The organism is Halomonas sp. 328, assembly GCF_015645095.1.
Classification (GTDB): Bacteria; Pseudomonadota; Gammaproteobacteria; order Pseudomonadales; family Halomonadaceae; genus Bisbaumannia.
The window spans coordinates 63,798-80,642 of record NZ_JADOTW010000010.1 but is presented as its reverse complement, the minus strand read 5'-3'; the positions used below and the strand labels follow the sequence as shown (position 1 = coordinate 80,642).

Annotated in this window: 10 protein-coding genes; 8 read left to right on the top strand and 2 right to left on the bottom strand. The window is 66.7% G+C overall.

Annotated features, from left to right (window positions below; all coding sequences use genetic code 11):
• The first annotated feature begins 342 nt into the window (after positions 1-342).
• The 5 genes from gltB (at position 343) to eno (ending at position 10,753) form a co-directional block, all read left to right on the top strand.
• Positions 343-4,794, top strand: a complete 4,452-nt coding sequence (gltB, locus tag IHD13_RS06760) for a glutamate synthase large subunit (RefSeq protein WP_195860277.1) — start codon at positions 343-345, stop codon at positions 4,792-4,794.
• A gap of 76 nt (positions 4,795-4,870) precedes the next feature.
• Positions 4,871-6,289 (top strand): FAD-dependent oxidoreductase, encoded by a 1,419-nt coding sequence (locus IHD13_RS06755; RefSeq protein ID WP_195860276.1) that lies wholly within the window; start codon positions 4,871-4,873, stop codon positions 6,287-6,289.
• 587 nt (positions 6,290-6,876) lie between these two features.
• Positions 6,877-8,538, top strand: a complete 1,662-nt coding sequence (locus IHD13_RS06750) for a CTP synthase (protein WP_195860275.1) — start codon at positions 6,877-6,879, stop codon at positions 8,536-8,538.
• A gap of 15 nt (positions 8,539-8,553) precedes the next feature.
• On the top strand, positions 8,554-9,405 hold the full coding sequence (gene kdsA, locus IHD13_RS06745; RefSeq protein WP_195860274.1) for a 3-deoxy-8-phosphooctulonate synthase: 852 nt from the start codon (positions 8,554-8,556) through the stop codon (positions 9,403-9,405).
• Positions 9,406-9,460: 55 nt separating this feature from the next.
• Positions 9,461-10,753 carry a phosphopyruvate hydratase gene (gene eno, locus IHD13_RS06740; protein ID WP_195860273.1) on the top strand — a complete coding sequence of 431 codons (1,293 nt, stop codon included), beginning with the start codon at positions 9,461-9,463 and terminating at the stop codon, positions 10,751-10,753.
• 479 nt (positions 10,754-11,232) lie between these two features.
• Here eno and fdxA read toward each other — a convergent pair whose 3' ends face one another.
• Entirely contained in the window at positions 11,233-11,556 is a 324-nt protein-coding gene (gene fdxA / locus IHD13_RS06735; protein ID WP_146804313.1) for a ferredoxin FdxA, read from the bottom strand.
• A gap of 189 nt (positions 11,557-11,745) precedes the next feature.
• A complete protein-coding gene (gene mutS, locus IHD13_RS06730) occupies positions 11,746-14,310 on the bottom strand; it encodes a DNA mismatch repair protein MutS (protein WP_195860272.1) in 2,565 nt (854 codons plus the stop codon).
• 103 nt (positions 14,311-14,413) lie between these two features.
• Here mutS and IHD13_RS06725 point away from each other — a divergent pair, with 103 nt between their 5' ends.
• The 3 genes from IHD13_RS06725 to IHD13_RS06715 all read left to right on the top strand — a co-directional run bounded on the left by IHD13_RS06725 (position 14,414) and on the right by IHD13_RS06715 (position 16,574).
• The gene (locus IHD13_RS06725) at positions 14,414-14,932 is read left to right on the top strand and encodes a CinA family protein (protein WP_195860271.1); all 519 of its coding nucleotides are present in this window, start codon (positions 14,414-14,416) and stop codon (positions 14,930-14,932) included.
• 94 nt (positions 14,933-15,026) lie between these two features.
• Positions 15,027-16,094, top strand: coding sequence for a recombinase RecA (gene recA / locus IHD13_RS06720; RefSeq protein WP_195860270.1), 1,068 nt, complete (start codon positions 15,027-15,029; stop codon positions 16,092-16,094).
• Positions 16,095-16,097: 3 nt separating this feature from the next.
• Entirely contained in the window at positions 16,098-16,574 is a 477-nt protein-coding gene (locus IHD13_RS06715; protein WP_195860269.1) for a regulatory protein RecX, read from the top strand.
• Positions 16,575-16,845 lie beyond the last annotated feature (271 nt).

Below are 16,845 nucleotides of genomic sequence, written 5' to 3'. Positions count from 1 at the left end.
GGCATTCTTCAATTCGTATGCCTTATGCAGGATCGGTATGGGCGAGGGGTCGTGGAATTAGACTAAAGTCTAGTTATTGCTGTGCTTTCGAGGGGGCGAGTTCAAGTCATTGAACTAGCGAGTTTTTTCTTCGTTGGTTCAGGCTAACCTAGCGATTTATTGAGATTTTTTGGGGTGCTTTCGGAGTGGGGAATTGCGCGGGGGAGGGGGGCTGGCTATGCTGGACAGCCTTTTTTCTGCTCCCCGGACGCCCGGTATCACCCTTCTGAAAAATAAGAAAAACAGATAAAGATATCATATGGATCTAGGGAATAAAAGACATCTAGCTTGAGGGACACGCCCATGAACCGAGGTCTCCATCAGCCCGGCGAATTTCGCGACAACTGCGGCTTCGGCCTGATCGCCCATATGGAAGGCGAGGCCAGCCACGACCTGCTCAAGACCGCCATCGAGTCCCTGACCTGCATGACCCACCGCGGCGGCATCGCCGCCGATGGCAAGACCGGTGACGGTTGTGGCCTGCTGCTCAAGATGCCCGAGAGTTTCATGCGCGAGGTGGCCCGGGAGGCCCTGGGCGTCGACCTGGGCAGCCGCTTCGCCGTGGGCGCCATCTTCCTGCCCGACGACGATGAGCGCGAGGCCCATGCTCGGCAGGTGTTGAGCCGCGAGCTCGAGGCCCGTGGCCTGGTGGTGCACGGCTGGCGCGAGGTGCCCACCGATCCCGGTGTCTGCGGCCCCATGGCCCTGGAGTGCCTGCCGCGGATCCGTCAGGTCTTCGTCGAGGCCGCCGACGAGCGCCTCGATGCCCAGCTGGCGGTGGACCTGTTCATGGCTCGGCGTCGCGCCGAGGAGGCCCTGCGCGACGAAGAAGAGTTCTACGTCTGCTCCCTCTCCGCCAAGGTGGTCTCCTACAAGGGTCTGATGATGCCGGTGGACCTGCCCACCTTCTATCGCGACCTGGGCGACCCCCGCCTGACCACCTCCATCTGCGTCTTCCACCAGCGCTTCTCCACCAACACCGCGCCGCGCTGGCCGCTGGCCCAGCCGTTCCGCTTCCTGGCCCATAACGGCGAGATCAACACCATCGAGGCCAACCGTGGCTGGGCCAACTCGCGCAAGGAGAACTTCGTCTCGCCGCTGCTGCCGGAGATCGCCGAGCTCGACGAGATCGTCAATACCGTGGGTTCCGACTCCTCCAGCATGGACAACATGCTGGAGGTGCTGATGACCGGCGGCATGGACATCTACAGCGCCATTCGCATGATGGTGCCGCCGGCCTGGCAGAACGTGGAGACCATGGATGGCGCCCTGCGCGCCTTCTACGAGTACAACTCCATGCATATGGAGCCCTGGGATGGCCCCGCCGGCATGGTGATGACCGATGGCCGCAACGCCGTCTGCATGCTGGACCGCAACGGCCTGCGCCCGGCCCGCTGGGTGATCACCAAGAATGGCTATATCACCCTGGCCTCCGAGATCGGCACCTACGACTATGCCCCCGAGGACGTGGTCGCCAAGGGGCGCGTCGGCCCCGGCCAGGTGCTGGGCATCGATACCGAGACCGGCCAGGTGCTGCATACCGCCGACGTGGACGAGCGCCTCAAGTCGGCCTATCCCTACAAGCGCTGGCTGAAGGAGCGCGCCCACTACCTGGAGTCCGCCCTCACCGAGCTGGCCCGCTTCCAGCCCCTGGAGGCCGAGGCGCTCGACGTCTGGCAGAAGATGTTCCAGGTCTCCTTCGAGGAGCGTGACCAGGTGCTGCGACCCCTGGCCGAGAGCGGCCAGGAGGCGGTGGGCTCCATGGGTGACGACACCCCCATGGCGGTGCTGTCGCGCCAGAACCGCCTGCTTAGCGACTACTTCCGCCAGAAATTCGCCCAGGTCACCAACCCGCCCATCGATCCGCTGCGGGAAGCGATCGTGATGTCCCTGGAGACCTGCATCGGTGCCGAGCTCAACGTCTTCGAGGCGACCCCGGATCACGCCCATCGCATCATCCTGACCACGCCGATCCTCTCGCCGCGCAAGTTCACTGCCCTGGTCAGTCACGAGGATCCGGCCTTCGCCAGCCTCACCCTGTCGCTTGGCTATGACCCCGAGCAGCAGGGCCTCAAGCAGGCGCTGCTGGCGCTCTGCCAGCAGGCCGAGGAGGCGGCGCGCAGCGGCAAGGTGATCCTGGTGCTCTCCGATGCCGACCTGCCCAGGGGTGAGCTGCCGATCCATGCCGCCCTGGCGGTGGGGGCCGTGCACCACCACCTGGGCAAGCTGGCGTTGCGCCCGCGGGTCAATATCGTGGTGGAAACCGGCTATGCCCGGGATGCTCACCAGATGGCGGTGCTCTTCGGCGTCGGTGCCACCGCGGTCTATCCGTGGCTGGCCTATCAGGTGATGGCCGACATGCACCGCTCCGGCGAGCTGGTGGGCAACCCGGCGGACGCCCGGGAGAACTACCGCAAGGGCATGCAGAAGGGGCTCTACAAGATCCTCTCCAAGATGGGCATCTCGACGCTCGCCTCCTACCGCGGCTCCATGCTCTTCGAGGCGGTGGGTCTCGACGAGGAGGTGATGGCGCTGTGCTTCCCGGGCATGGCCTCGCGCATCCAGGGCACCGGCTTCGCCGAGCTGCAGCTGCAGCAGGAATTGCTGGCCCGGGACGCCTGGATTCCCCGCAAGGGCATCTCCCAGGGCGGCCTGGTCAAGTATGTCCACGGCAAGGAGTACCACGCCTATAACCCGGACGTGGTGAAGACCCTGCAGGAAGCGGTGCAGCAGGGCGATTACCAGAAGTGGAAGAAATTCGCCCGGCTGGTCAACGAGCGCCCGGTGGCCACCATTCGTGACCTGCTGCGGCTCAAGCCTGCCGCCGAACCGCTGTCCCTGGAGGAGGTGGAGCCGGTGGAAGCGCTGATTCCCCGCTTCGACAGCGCCGGCATGTCCCTGGGCGCCCTGTCGCCGGAGGCCCATGAGGCCCTGGCCCAGGCCATGAACGAGGCCGGCGGTCGCTCCAACTCCGGCGAGGGGGGCGAGGATCCGGCTCGCTACGGCACCATCCGCTCCTCCAAGATCAAGCAGATCGCCTCCGGGCGCTTCGGCGTCACCCCGGCCTACCTGGTCAATGCCGAGGTGCTGCAGATCAAGGTGGCCCAGGGCGCCAAGCCCGGCGAGGGTGGCCAGTTGCCCGGCGGCAAGGTCAACGAGCTGATTGCCCGGCTGCGCTACTCGGTGCCCGGCGTGACCCTGATCTCGCCGCCGCCGCACCACGACATCTACTCCATCGAGGACCTGGCGCAGCTGATCTTCGACCTCAAGCAGGTCAACCCGGACGCCCAGGTGTCGGTGAAGCTGGTCTCCGAGCCGGGCATCGGCACCATCGCCACCGGGGTGGCCAAGGCCTACGCCGACCTGATCACCGTCTCCGGCTATGACGGCGGCACCGCGGCCAGTCCCATCACCTCCATCAAGCACGCCGGCTCCCCCTGGGAGCTGGGCCTGCCGGAGGTGCACCAGGCGCTGCGCATCAATGGCCTGCGCGACAAGATCCGCCTGCAGACCGATGGCGGCCTGAAGACCGGCCTCGACGTGGTCAAGGCGGCGATCCTCGGCGCCGAGAGCTTCGGCTTCGGCACCGCGCCGATGGTGGCGCTGGGCTGCAAGTACCTGCGCATCTGCCACCTCAACAACTGTGCCACCGGCGTCGCCACCCAGCACCAGTTCCTGCGCGACGAGCACTTCCGCGGCACCGTGGACATGGTCAAGCACTACTTCCGCTTTATCGCCGAGGAGGTGCGCGAGCTGATGGCCCTGCTGGGGGTGCGGCGGCTCACCGACCTGATCGGTCGCACCGACCTGCTGGAGGTGCTGGAGGGCGAGACCGCCTCCCAGCGCAAGCTGGACCTGACGCCGCTGCTGGCCAACGACTTCGTGCCGGCGGAGGCGCCCCAGTTCTGTGCCGTGGAGCGCAACGTGCCCCATGACCCGGGCGCCAAGAATCAGGAGGTGCTGGCGGCCCTGGAGCAGGCCATCGCCGAGCAATCCGGCGGCGAGTTCCGCTTCGCCATCACCAACTGCGACCGCTCGGTGCCGGCGGCGGCCTCCGGGGCCATCGCCAAGCGCTACGGCGAGGCGGGCCTGGAGGAGGCGCCCATCAAGGTGCGCTTCGAGGGCGTGGCGGGCCAGAGCTTCGGGGTATGGAACGCCCGGGGCCTCAACCTCTACCTGGAGGGCGACGCCAACGACTACGTCGGCAAGGGCATGAACGGTGGCCAGATCGTCATCGTGCCGCCCCGGGCCAGCCGCTTCGAGAGCCACCAGACGGCGATCATCGGCAACACCTGCCTGTATGGCGCCACCGGCGGCAAGCTGTTCGCCGCCGGCACCGCCGGCGAGCGTTTCGCGGTGCGCAACTCCGGGGCCACCGCGGTGATCGAGGGCGCCGGCGACCACTGCTGCGAGTACATGACCGGCGGCCTGGTGGCCGTGCTCGGCGAGACCGGCGTCAACTTCGGCGCGGGCATGACCGGCGGCTTCGCCTATGTGCTCGACGAGGATCGCACCTTCGTCGACAAGTACAACCACGAGCTGGTGGAGATCCACCGGGTCAATACCGAGGCCATGGAGGCCTATCGGCGTCATCTGCGGGAGATCATCGAGGAGTACGTGGCCGAGACCGGTTCCGAGCGCGGCAAGGCGATCCTCGAGGACTTCAGCGACTTCGTTCGTCACTTCTGGCTGGTGAAGCCCAAGGCCGCGAGCCTGGGCAGTTTGCTCGCCGAATCCCGGCGCCGGCCGGAATAAGTGACTGGCGCCGGTCAGGGGCAGGGCCCCGGCCGGCACTGACGAGATCGCCACGCAGAGACTAGGAGCAGAGACCATGGCTAACCGTTTGAGCAACGATTTCCAGTTTATCGACGTGGGTCGTCAGGACCCGCAGAAGAAGGAGGCGCGGACCCGGGCCAAGGAGTTCGCCGAGATCTACGAGCCCTTCAAGCCCCAGGAGGCGGCGGGTCAGGCGCACCGCTGCCTGGCCTGTGGCAACCCCTATTGCGAGTGGAAGTGCCCGGTCCACAACTATATTCCCAACTGGCTGAAGCTGGTGTCCGAGGGCAATATCCTCGAGGCCGCCGAGCTCTCCCACCAGACCAACTCCCTGCCCGAGGTATGCGGCCGGGTGTGTCCCCAGGATCGCCTCTGCGAGGGCGACTGCACACTCAACGACGGCTTTGGTGCGGTGACCATCGGCTCGGTGGAGAAGTACATCACCGACACCGCCTTCGCCATGGGCTGGCGCCCCGACATGTCCAAGGTGACCCGCACCGACAGGAGGGTGGCCATCATCGGTGCCGGCCCGGCGGGGCTCGGCTGCGCCGATATCCTGGTGCGCAACGGCGTCACCCCGGTGCTCTTCGACAAGTACCCGGAGATCGGTGGCCTGCTGACCTTCGGCATCCCCGAGTTCAAGCTCGAGAAGCACGTGATGGAGCGGCGCCGGGCGGTCTTCGAGGAGATGGGCATGGAGTTCCGCCTCGGCGTCGAGGTGGGCAAGGATGTGGCCTTCGAGACCCTGCTCGAGGAGTATGACGCCGTCTTCCTGGGCATGGGCACCTACAAGTACATGGAGGGGGGCTTCCCCGGCGAGAACCTGCCCGGGGTTCACAAGGCCCTCGACTACCTGATCGCCAACGTCAACCACTGCCTGGGCTTCGAGAAGGATCCCGCCGACTTCGTCTCCCTGGAGGGGCAGCGGGTGGTGGTGCTGGGCGGCGGCGATACCGCCATGGACTGCAACCGCACCGCCATCCGCCAGGGTGCGGCCAGCGTCACCTGCGCCTATCGCCGCGACGAGGAGAACATGCCGGGCTCCAAGCGCGAGGTGACCAATGCCCGGGAGGAGGGCGTGGACTTCCTCTTCAACCGCCAGCCGGTGGCCGTGGTCGGCGAGGACAAGGTCGAGGGCGTCAAGGTGGTGCGTACCCGCCTGGGCGAGCCGGACGAGAACGGCCGCCAGCGTCCCGAGGTGGTGCCGGGCTCCGAGGAGGTGCTGCCCGCCGATGCGGTGGTGATCGCCTTCGGCTTCCAGCCGAGCCCGGCGCCCTGGTTCGCCGACTTCGGTATCGAGGTGGACGAGCGCGGCCGGGTCAAGGCCCCCGAGCAGGGCGCCTACCCCTTCCAGACCACCAACGAGAAGATCTTCGCCGGTGGCGATATGGTGCGCGGCTCCGACCTGGTGGTCACCGCCATCTACGAGGGGCGCCAGGCCGCCGAGGGCATCCTCGGTTACCTGGAGGTGTAAGCTGCTCGACTGGCTGGAGAGTGGAGCGGGGTTGACGTTCCCCGCGGCTTTTCTGGTGACAGGCCTTAGCGGGGCGCTGGCTGGTGCGGGGCTGACTGACTCGCTCCTCGCCAGGACGAAACCCTGACGCTGCGCTCGTGACTGACGCGCCGGGCCGGACCGAGGTCCCTCTCGCCGCTCGCAGACGCGCATGTCCTGGATCGACATCCCTGTCGATCCCGCGCTAGTCGCTCGCTTCTCGTCAGCGTCCTGGCGACGTCGCTTCGCTAGCCAGCCCCGCACCGCCCCACGCATCGAGGCCGGCTGAGTCGCTGGGTCACCACCGTTGGAATGGCTGAGGGGCGCTGGGGACAGGTCGGAGCAAAGCGTCTTTTTCAGGGATGAAAAAGTCGAGCGCCCAGGGACGGGTTCACAGCGTCTTTGCGAGGTGCCTGTCCCCAGGTTAGCCCCGGGCCCCAAGGTTTGACGGCGCTGGCCCTGCTCGAAGGCGGCCAAAATTGAGCCCTTGGTCGCACTCTGCTATTCTGTCGTCCCATCCTGGCGCGGCTTCCTGCCGAGCCTTCCGATCACGTTTCGACAGGTTCTCCATGACACGATATATCTTCGTGACCGGCGGCGTTGTGTCCTCACTCGGCAAGGGCATTGCGTCGGCTTCGCTGGCGGCGATTCTCGAGGCGCGTGGCCTCAAGGTCACCATTCTCAAGCTGGATCCCTACATCAATGTGGACCCGGGCACCATGAGCCCCTTCCAGCACGGCGAGGTGTTCGTCACCGAAGATGGCGCCGAAACCGACCTTGACCTGGGTCACTACGAGCGCTTCATTCGTAGCAAGATGACCCAGGGCAACAACTTCACCACGGGTCGCGTCTACGAGCACGTGCTGCGCAAGGAGCGCCGCGGCGACTACCTGGGCGGCACCGTGCAGGTGATTCCGCATATCACCGACGAGATCAAGCGCCGGGTCTATGCCGGTAGCGAAGGCTATGACGTGGCCCTGGTCGAGATCGGCGGCACCGTGGGCGATATCGAGTCGCTGCCCTTCCTGGAGTCGATCCGTCAGATTCGCAGCGAGCTGGGCGGTAACCGGGCGATCTTTATGCACCTGACCCTGGTGCCCTATATCAAGACCGCCGGCGAGACCAAGACCAAGCCGACCCAGCACAGCGTCAAGGAGCTGCGCTCCATCGGTATCCAGCCGGATATCCTGATCTGCCGCAGCGAGGTGGAGCTGGAGGCCAGCGAGCGCCGCAAGATCGCGCTGTTCACCAACGTGGAAGAGCGCGCCGTGGTGCCCCTGCAGGACGCCGACACCATCTACCGTATCCCGCTGATGCTCCACGAGCATGGCCTGGACGAGATCGTCTGCGACAAGCTGCGCCTGGAAGCCGGTGAGGCCGACCTGGGCGAGTGGGTGCGGGTGCTCGATGCCAAACTCAACCCGCTCAAGTCGATCAATATCGCCATGGTCGGCAAGTACATGGAGCTGCTCGACGCCTACAAGTCGCTGAACGAGGCGCTGATTCACGCCGGCATCCAGGGGCGAGTCAAGGTCAACGTCGACTATATCGACTCCGAGGAGATCGAGCGCAACGGCACCGACCGCCTGGCCGACAAGGATGCCATCCTGGTGCCCGGCGGCTTCGGCGAGCGCGGCGTGGAAGGCAAGATCGCCACCGCCCGCTTCGCCCGCGAGAACAAGATCCCCTACCTGGGCATCTGCCTGGGCATGCAGGTGGCGGTGATCGAGTTTGCCCGCCATGTGGTGGGCTGGGCGGACGCCAACTCCACCGAGTTCACCCACGACACCCAGCACCCGGTGGTGGGCCTGATCACCGAATGGCTCACCCCCGAGGGCAAGATCGAGCTGCGTGACGCCGCCTCCGACCTGGGGGGCACCATGCGCCTGGGAGGCCAGGTGTGTCACCTGGTGGCGGGCACCAAGGCCCGCGAGGCCTACGGCAGCGACGAGATCGTCGAGCGCCATCGCCACCGCTACGAGGTCAACGACCAGTTCGTGGCCGACCTGGAGCAGGCCGGCCTGGTGGTCTCCGGCAAGAGCGTCGACAACTCCCTGGTGGAGATGGTCGAGCTGCCGGACCACCCCTGGTACGTGGCCTGCCAGTTCCACCCGGAATTCACCTCCACGCCCCGCGATGGCCACCCGCTGTTCAGCGGCTTCGTCAACGCGGCCCTGGAGCACAAGAACGTGCGGGCCCGCCAGCAGGCCCAGGCCCAACCGCAAGGCTAAGGCCGAGGAGCCCCCATGGCCGTAGCGCAGAAAACCCTCGAAGTTGCCGGTCTGCGGATCGGCAATGCGTTGCCGCTGACGCTGTTCGGCGGCATGAATGTCCTGGAATCCCGCGAGCTGGCCCTGGAGGTCGCCGAGGCTTACGTGGAGGTCACCTCCCGTCTCGGCATCCCCTATGTCTTCAAGGCCAGTTTCGACAAGGCCAACCGCAGTTCCATCCACTCCTACCGGGGCCCCGGCCTCGAGCAGGGGCTGGCGATCCTCGCCGAGGTGAAGGAGCGCCTCCAAGTGCCGATCCTCACCGACGTGCACGAACCCTGGCAGGCGGCCCCCGCCGCCGAGGTGGCCGATATCATCCAGCTGCCCGCCTTCCTGGCCCGCCAGACCGACCTGGTGGTGGCCATGGCCGAGACCGGGGCGGTGATCAATATCAAGAAGCCGCAGTTCCTGGCGCCCCACGAGATGCGCCATATCATTCGCAAGTGCGAGGAGGCGGGCAACGACCGCCTGATCCTCTGCGAGCGGGGCTCCAGCTTCGGTTACAACAACCTGATCGTCGACATGCTCGGCTTCGGCGAGATGAAGCAGACCGGCTACCCGCTCTTCTTCGACGTGACCCACGCCCTGCAGCGCCCCGGTGGGCGTTCCGACAGCGCCGATGGCCGTCGCCAGCAGGTGGCCGAGCTGGCCCGGGCCGGGGTCGCCGTGGGCCTGGCGGGGATCTTCCTCGAGGCCCATCCCGACCCGGACAACGCCAAGTGCGACGGCCCCTGCGCCCTGCCGCTGGATCGCCTCGCCCCCTTCCTGACTCAGCTCAAGGCCCTCGATGAGCTGGTCAAGGGCTTCCCGGCCCTGGAGATATCCTGAGCGGAGCCGTGACCTACCGACTCAATCAACGCTGACTCACTAAGGACGAAAACCTATGACCAAGATCGTCGACATTCGCGCCCTCGAGGTACTCGATTCCCGCGGCAACCCCACCGTGCAGGCCGAGGTCCTCCTCGATGGCGGCGCCAAGGGCGTGGCCTGTGCCCCCAGTGGCGCCTCCACCGGTTCCCGCGAGGCCCTGGAGCTGCGCGACGGTGACAAGGCCCGCTACCTGGGCAAGGGCGTGCTCAAGGCCGTGGACGCCGTGAATGGCGCCATCCGTGAGCGCCTGGTGGGCCTGGATGCCGAGGATCAGCGCGCCCTGGATAACGCCATGCTCGAGCTGGACGGCACCGACAACAAGGCGACCCTGGGCGCCAACGCCATCCTGGCGGTGTCGCTGGCCGCCGCCAAGGCCGCCGCCGCCGCCAAGGGCGTGGAGCTCTACGCCCATATCGCCGAGCTCTACGGTCAGCCGGGTCAGTTCAATATGCCGGTGCCGATGATGAACATCCTCAACGGCGGCGAGCATGCCGACAACAACGTCGATATCCAGGAGTTCATGGTGCAGCCGGTGGGCGCCGCGAACTTCCGCGAGGCCCTGCGCATGGGCGCCGAGATCTTCCACGCCCTGAAGAAGGTGTTGAGCGCCCGCGGCCTGGCCACCTCGGTGGGTGACGAGGGCGGCTTCGCCCCCAACCTGGCCTCCAACGCCGAGGCCCTGGCGGTGATCAAGCAGGCGGTGGAAGACGCCGGCTACGCCCTGGGTCGCGACATCACCCTGGCGCTGGACTGCGCCTCCTCCGAGTTCTACCAGGACGGCCAGTACAACCTCGCCGGCGAGGGCAAGTCCTTCGACGCCGCGGGCTTCGTCGACTACCTGGCCGAGCTGTGCGAGGCTTACCCCATCGTCTCCATCGAGGATGGCCTGGACGAGTCCGACTGGGCCGGTTGGAAGATTCTGACCGACAAGCTGGGCGACAAGGTGCAGCTGGTGGGTGATGACCTCTTCGTCACCAATACCAAGATCCTCAAGCGCGGCATCGACGAGCAGATCGGCAACTCCATCCTGATCAAGTTCAACCAGATCGGCTCCCTCTCCGAGACCCTGGATGCCATCAAGATGGCCCAGGACGCCGGCTTCACCGCGGTGATCTCCCACCGTAGCGGCGAGACCGAGGACACCACCATCGCCGACCTGGCCGTGGCCACCTCGGCGGGCCAGATCAAGACCGGCTCCCTGTGCCGCAGCGATCGGGTCGCCAAGTACAACCGCCTGCTGGTGATCGAGCAGCAGCTGGGGGATCGGGCCGCCTACCCGGGTCGCTCCGCGATCAAGGGTCAGTAAGGCGTGTCATCCAGGGCGACATTTCGTGTAGGAAATCACTTACACGGAGGCGAGGAAGTCGCCCCGGTTGATCAAGTAATGATCAGCCTCCTATCGTGGAATAATAGCTAACCTTCTGTTTTTTAGTTATTTTCTTCGATATTGCGGCCACTCCATGGGGGTGGCCGCGATCGTTTCGGCGCCTTGAGATGTGTGCCGAAACTGCCACAATGAACTCGGGATTTGGAAAAGCGGGGAGTGCTTTTCCGGCAGGATGCCACGGGATGCTAGTCAGGTGCGCCGGGTACGCGAGGGAAAGAGTTTCTCGGCACGGACGTCACCAAGGGAGTCGAACCGACGGAACGGTTCAAGGAAATGCTAGGAGCGGGCGGCCTTCGGGCCGCCTTTTTTTTATGCCTGTATCGCTCTTTGGGCACAAACACCAAGACGCCGACCCTCTGGGCCGGCGTCTTGGTGTTTGTCGGGGAGGCGGCTTAAGCTCAGCGCTCCAGCAGCTCCAGCTTGCCATCCTTGCCGTCCCACGCCTCGGCGTCGGGCAGTGGGTCCTTCTTCTCGGCAATATTCGGCCAGACCTCCGCCAGTTCGGCGTTGAGCTCGATAAAGGCCTGCTGGCCGTCCGGTAGCTCATCCTCGGAGAAGATCGCCTCGGCGGGGCACTCCGGCTCGCACAGGGCACAGTCGATGCACTCGTCGGGGTGAATCACCAGGAAGTTGGGGCCCTCATAGAAGCAGTCCACCGGGCAGACTTCGACGCAGTCGGTGTACTTGCACTTGATGCAGTTTTCGGTGACGACGAATGTCATGGGTTTCCCCTCGGTCGGTTGGGGCTCGGCGGTCGCATGGCCACCGAGGCACTAATGAATAATGTTATAAGCGGCGCCCCTATTATAAGTCGCCATTCTAATGGCGCCCTATTCTAGAGGCGTCTTTCCAGGCCAGCAAGCCGCATCAAGCGGCTGACGGGACGATCGCAGCCAGTTTTCGGACATGGCCTAGAGTCGCTTCTTCCACTGATATAGCAGCTCCAGGGCCTGGCGGGGGCTGAGGTCGTCCACGTCGAGCCCTCCCAGGGCCTCCACCAGGGGGTGGGGGGCGCTGGCGAAGAGGTCATTCTGCAGCGGTGTGGCGCCATCGGTGGCGGGCCGGGGCTGATCCACCTCCTGCTGCTCCAGCTGGGCGAGCTTCTCCCGGGCCCGGGCGATTACCCCCTGGGGCACCCCGGCCAGTTGGGCCACCTGCAGGCCATAGCTCTGGCTCGCCGGCCCTTCCTCCACCCGGTGCATAAAGACGATACCCTCCTTGTGCTCCGCCGCCGTCAGGTGGACGTTGGCCACGCCATCGGCCTGCTCCGCCAGGGCCGTCATCTCGAAGTAGTGGGTGGCAAAGAGGGTGAAGGCGCGGGTGCGGGTCAAGTGCTCGGCGCTGGCCCAGGCCAGCGACAGGCCGTCGAAGGTGCTGGTGCCACGGCCGATCTCGTCCATCAGCACCAGGCTCTGGTCGCTGGCGTTGTGGAGGATATTGGCGGTCTCGGTCATCTCCACCATGAAGGTGGAGCGCCCGCCGGCCAGGTCGTCGGAAGAGCCGATGCGGGTGAAGATGCGGTCCACCGGGCCGAGTCGCGCCGCCGCCGCCGGCACGAAGCTGCCGGTATAGGCGAGCAGGGCGATCAGTGCCGCCTGGCGCATATAGGTGGACTTGCCGCCCATGTTGGGGCCAGTGATCACCAGCATGCGGCGCTCGTCATCCATGACCAGGTCATTGGGTACGAAGGGGCCGTCGGAGACCTGCTCCACCACCGGGTGGCGGCCGCCGCGAATCTCCAGGCCTGGGGAGGCCTCCAGGGTGGGGCGGGTGAAGTCCAGGGCCTCGGCGCGCTCGGCGAAGGTGGTCAGCACGTCCAGGGCGGCCAGGGCGCGGCTGGTGGCCTGGAGCGCTTCCAGCTCGGCGTTGAGGGTGTCGAGCAGACCGTCGTAGAGCAGCTTCTCCCGGGCCAGGGCCCGGGACTTGGCGGAAAGCGCCTTGTCCTCGAACTCCTTGAGCTCGGGGATGATAAAGCGTTCGGCATTCTTCAGGGTCTGGCGGCGAATGTAGTCCGCCGGGGCCTCCTTGGCCTGGGCCCGGGGAATCTCGATGTAGTAGCCGTGGACCCGGTTATAGCCCACCTTGAGGCCGGGCAGGCCGGTGCGCTCCCGCTCCCGGGTCTCCAGTCGCACCAGGTAGTCGCCGGCGTGTTCGGCCAGGCCGCGGTGCTCGTCAAGCTCGGCGTCGAAGCCCTCGGCGATCACCCCGCCGTCGCGGATCACCACCGGCGGGTTCTCCACCAAGGCGCGGCCGAGGGTGTCGGCGAGCTCCGGGTAGGGGCGAATCTGGCGCTTCAGTTCGTCCAGGCTGGAGCCCTCCGGGTAGCCGGTCAGGACCGCGGCCAGTTCCGGCAGGGCGATCAGGGCATCGCGCAGGCGCGCCAGGTCCCGGGGGCGGGCGCTGTAGAGAGCCACCCGGGCGAGGATGCGTTCGCAGTCACCGATCGGCTTGAGCGCCTCGCGCAGTCCGCTGTAGCCCTCCGCTTCCAGCAGCAGGGTCACCGCCGCCTGGCGCTGGGTCACCAGGGTGGCATCGCGCAGCGGGCGATTGAGCCAGCGCTTGAGCAGCCGCGAGCCCATGGCGGTGGTGGTGGTGTCGAGCACGCTGGCCAGGGTGTTGTCGGTGCCGCCACCCAGGTTGATATCGATTTCCAGGTTGCGGCGGCTGGCAGCGTCGATCACCACGGCATCGTCGCGGCTCTCCACGCCGATGGCGGTGACATGGGGCAGCCGCGAGCGCTGGGTGTCCCGGGCATAGTCGATCAGCACCCCGGCGGCGGTGAGGGCGGTCTCCAGGTGAGCGCAGCCGAAACCGCGCAGGTCCTGGACGCCGAACTGGTCGCAGAGGATGCGCTGGGCGCTCTCGGCGTCGAAGAGCCAGGCGCTCTGGCGGCGCAGGCCGCGGCGCTCGGCCAGCTGGGGCGGCAGCTCCAGGTCCTCGCCCACCAGCACCTCCGCCGGGTCGAGGCGCTGGAGCTCGGCGAGCATCTCGCCCTCGCCTTCCACCTCCAGCACCCCGAAGCGGCCGCTGGAGAGCTCCAGCCAGGCCAGGCCCCAGAGGCCCTGGCGCGGGTGCACGGCCAGCAGCAGGTTGTCGCGGCGGGCATCCAGCAGGGCCTCGTCGTAGAGGGTGCCGGGGGTGACGATGCGTACCACCTTGCGCTCTACCGGCCCCTTGCTGGTGGCCGGGTCGCCGATCTGCTCGCAGATCGCCACCGACTCCCCGGCGGCCACCAGGCGCGCCAGATAGCCCTCGGCGCTGTGATAGGGCACCCCGGCCATGGGAATCGGCGCCCCGGCGGACTGGCCGCGCTGGGTCAGGGTGATATCGAGCAGCGCCGCGGCGCGCTTGGCGTCTTCATAGAAGAGCTCGTAGAAGTCGCCCATGCGGTAGAAGAGCAGCACGTCGGGGTGGTCGCGCTTGATCTTCAGGAACTGCTGCATCATCGGCGTATGGGTGGGGCTGGCCTGTGACATCGGGGATCCTGTTGAGGCTCTGCACTCACTGGCAAAAGGCAGTATTCTAACGCCCAGGCAGTGGCTCCGTCAGGAGCGATCGCATCTGAATCAGGAGGCTCCCATGTCCGAGCACGGACGCTACCTCGCCAATCTCGATCTGCTTACCCTGAGCGAGCGCCTGGGGCAGCTGTGTCGCGCCCGGGGCATCGCCGTCACCTGCGCCGAGTCCTGCACCGGTGGCGGCGTGGCCAGCGCCATCACTGCGGTGGCCGGCAGCTCCGACTACTTCGAGACCGGCTACGTGACCTACTCCAACGCTGCCAAGGCACGGCTGCTCGGGGTGCCCGGAGCGCTGCTGGAGCGTCATGGCGCCGTGAGTGGCCCGGTGGTGGAGGCCATGACCGCCGGCGCCTGTCGTGATAGCGGTGCTGCCCTGGGGGTTGCCATCAGCGGGGTGGCCGGCCCTGGCGGCGGCAGCGTCGACAAGCCGGTGGGCACCGTCTGGTTTGCCTGGGGGGGCGCCGAGGCCCAGCAAGCCGAGCGGCATCAGCTGCCCGGCGACCGTCGGGCGGTGCGCGAGCAGGCGGTGCGCATCGCCCTGATCGGACTGATTCGACGGCTCGAGGCCTTCGAGGAGTAGGCGCGGGCCGATTTTTTCGCCATACTACTGGGCAACCATACAGTAATTGACGGCGGCGCCTGGGCGTCGCCCCATCGATCCCAAGGAGGCCACCATGGCTCAGGATGACAACCGTTCCAAGGCGCTGAATGCCGCCCTCAGTCAGATCGAGCGCCAGTTCGGCAAGGGCACCGTGATGCGCCTGGGGGACACCCCGCGGGTGGCGATGCCCTCGGTTTCCACCGGCTCCCTGGGCCTGGATATTGCGCTGGGCATCGGCGGCCTGCCCTATGGCCGGGTGGTGGAGATCTTCGGCCCCGAGTCCTCGGGCAAGACCACCCTGACCCTGTCGGTGATCGCCCAGGCCCAGAAGCAGGGCAAGACCTGCGCCTTTATCGACGCCGAGCACGCCCTGGATCCCAGCTATGCCGAGAAGCTTGGCGTCAACCTGGATGATCTGCTGGTCTCCCAGCCGGACACCGGCGAGCAGGCGCTGGAGATCTGCGACATGCTGGTGCGCTCCGGTGGCGTCGACGTCATCATCATCGACTCGGTGGCGGCGCTGACCCCGCGGGCCGAGATCGAGGGCGAGATGGGTGACTCCCACGTCGGCCTGCAGGCGCGCCTGATGTCCCAGGCCCTGCGCAAGGTCACCGGCCATATCAAGAACGCCAACTGCATGGTGGTCTTCATCAACCAGATCCGCATGAAGATCGGCGTGATGTTCGGTAACCCCGAGACCACTACCGGCGGTAACGCCCTGAAATTCTATGCCAGCGTGCGCCTGGACATCCGCCGCACCGGCTCGGTGAAGCAGGGCGACGAGGTGACCGGCAACGAGACCCGGGTCAAGGTGGTCAAGAACAAGGTGGCGCCGCCCTTCCGCCAGGCGGAGTTCCAGATCCTCTACGGCAAGGGCATCTACCACGCCGGCGAGGTGATCGACCTGGGCGTGCAGTGCGGTCTGGTGAACAAGGCCGGCGCCTGGTACAGCTACCAGGGCAACAAGATCGGCCAGGGCAAGGCCAATGCCGCCCAGTACCTGGAGGAGAACCCGGCCACCATGGAAGAGATCGAGAGCCAGATCCGCGCCCAACTGCTGGCCAATGTGGCGCCGGCGGAGGAGGAAGCGGACGAGGTCGCCGAGGCACCGGAGGCGGGCCGCGAGGGCGACCTGCTCTAAACCATGGCCGAGGATGCCGATCGCGCGTCTCCCCGGGAGGATGCCATTCGCCTGTTGGCCCGGCGTGACTACTCGCGGCACGAGCTGGAGGGGCGCCTGGCCAACAAGGGGCACTCTGCCGAGACCATCGGTGAGTGCCTGGATGCCCTGGCCGAGCAGGGCTTGCAGAGCGATGCCCGCTTCGCCGAGGCCTTCCTGCGCTCGCGGCTGGCGCGGGGCCAGGGGCCCCTGAAGGTGCGCGCCGAGATGGGCCAGCGGGGCCTCTCCCGGGAGGCCGTCGACACCGCCCTGGGCGAGGCCGAGGCCGCCGGCGAGCTCGACTGGTTCGCCCTGGCCGCCGCGACCCTGGCCCGGCGCTTCGCCGGCCCCGCCGCGACCCCCAAGGAGCGGGCCCGCCAGGAGCGCTTCCTGGCCGGGCGCGGTTTCAGCTTCGAGCAGGTGCGTTATGCCCTCGAAAGGGCCTGGTGCGAGGAAGAGTAAACGCGCAGGTGCTTCCTGCTGTTGATCCGACCCGCGGTTTCGGCTTCGAGCAGGTGCGTTATGCCCTCGAAACGGCCTGGCAGGACGAGGAGTAAACGTCTTGGTGCTTCTTCTGCGCCGAACGTCGGCAGAGCGGGGCTAACTAGCGAAGCGACGTCGACAGGACGCTGACGAGTAGCGAGCGACTCGCGTGGGATCGACAGGGATGTCGAGCCCAGGGGCGGCGAGAGGGACCTCGGTCCGGCCCGACGCGTCAGTCGCGAGCGCAGCG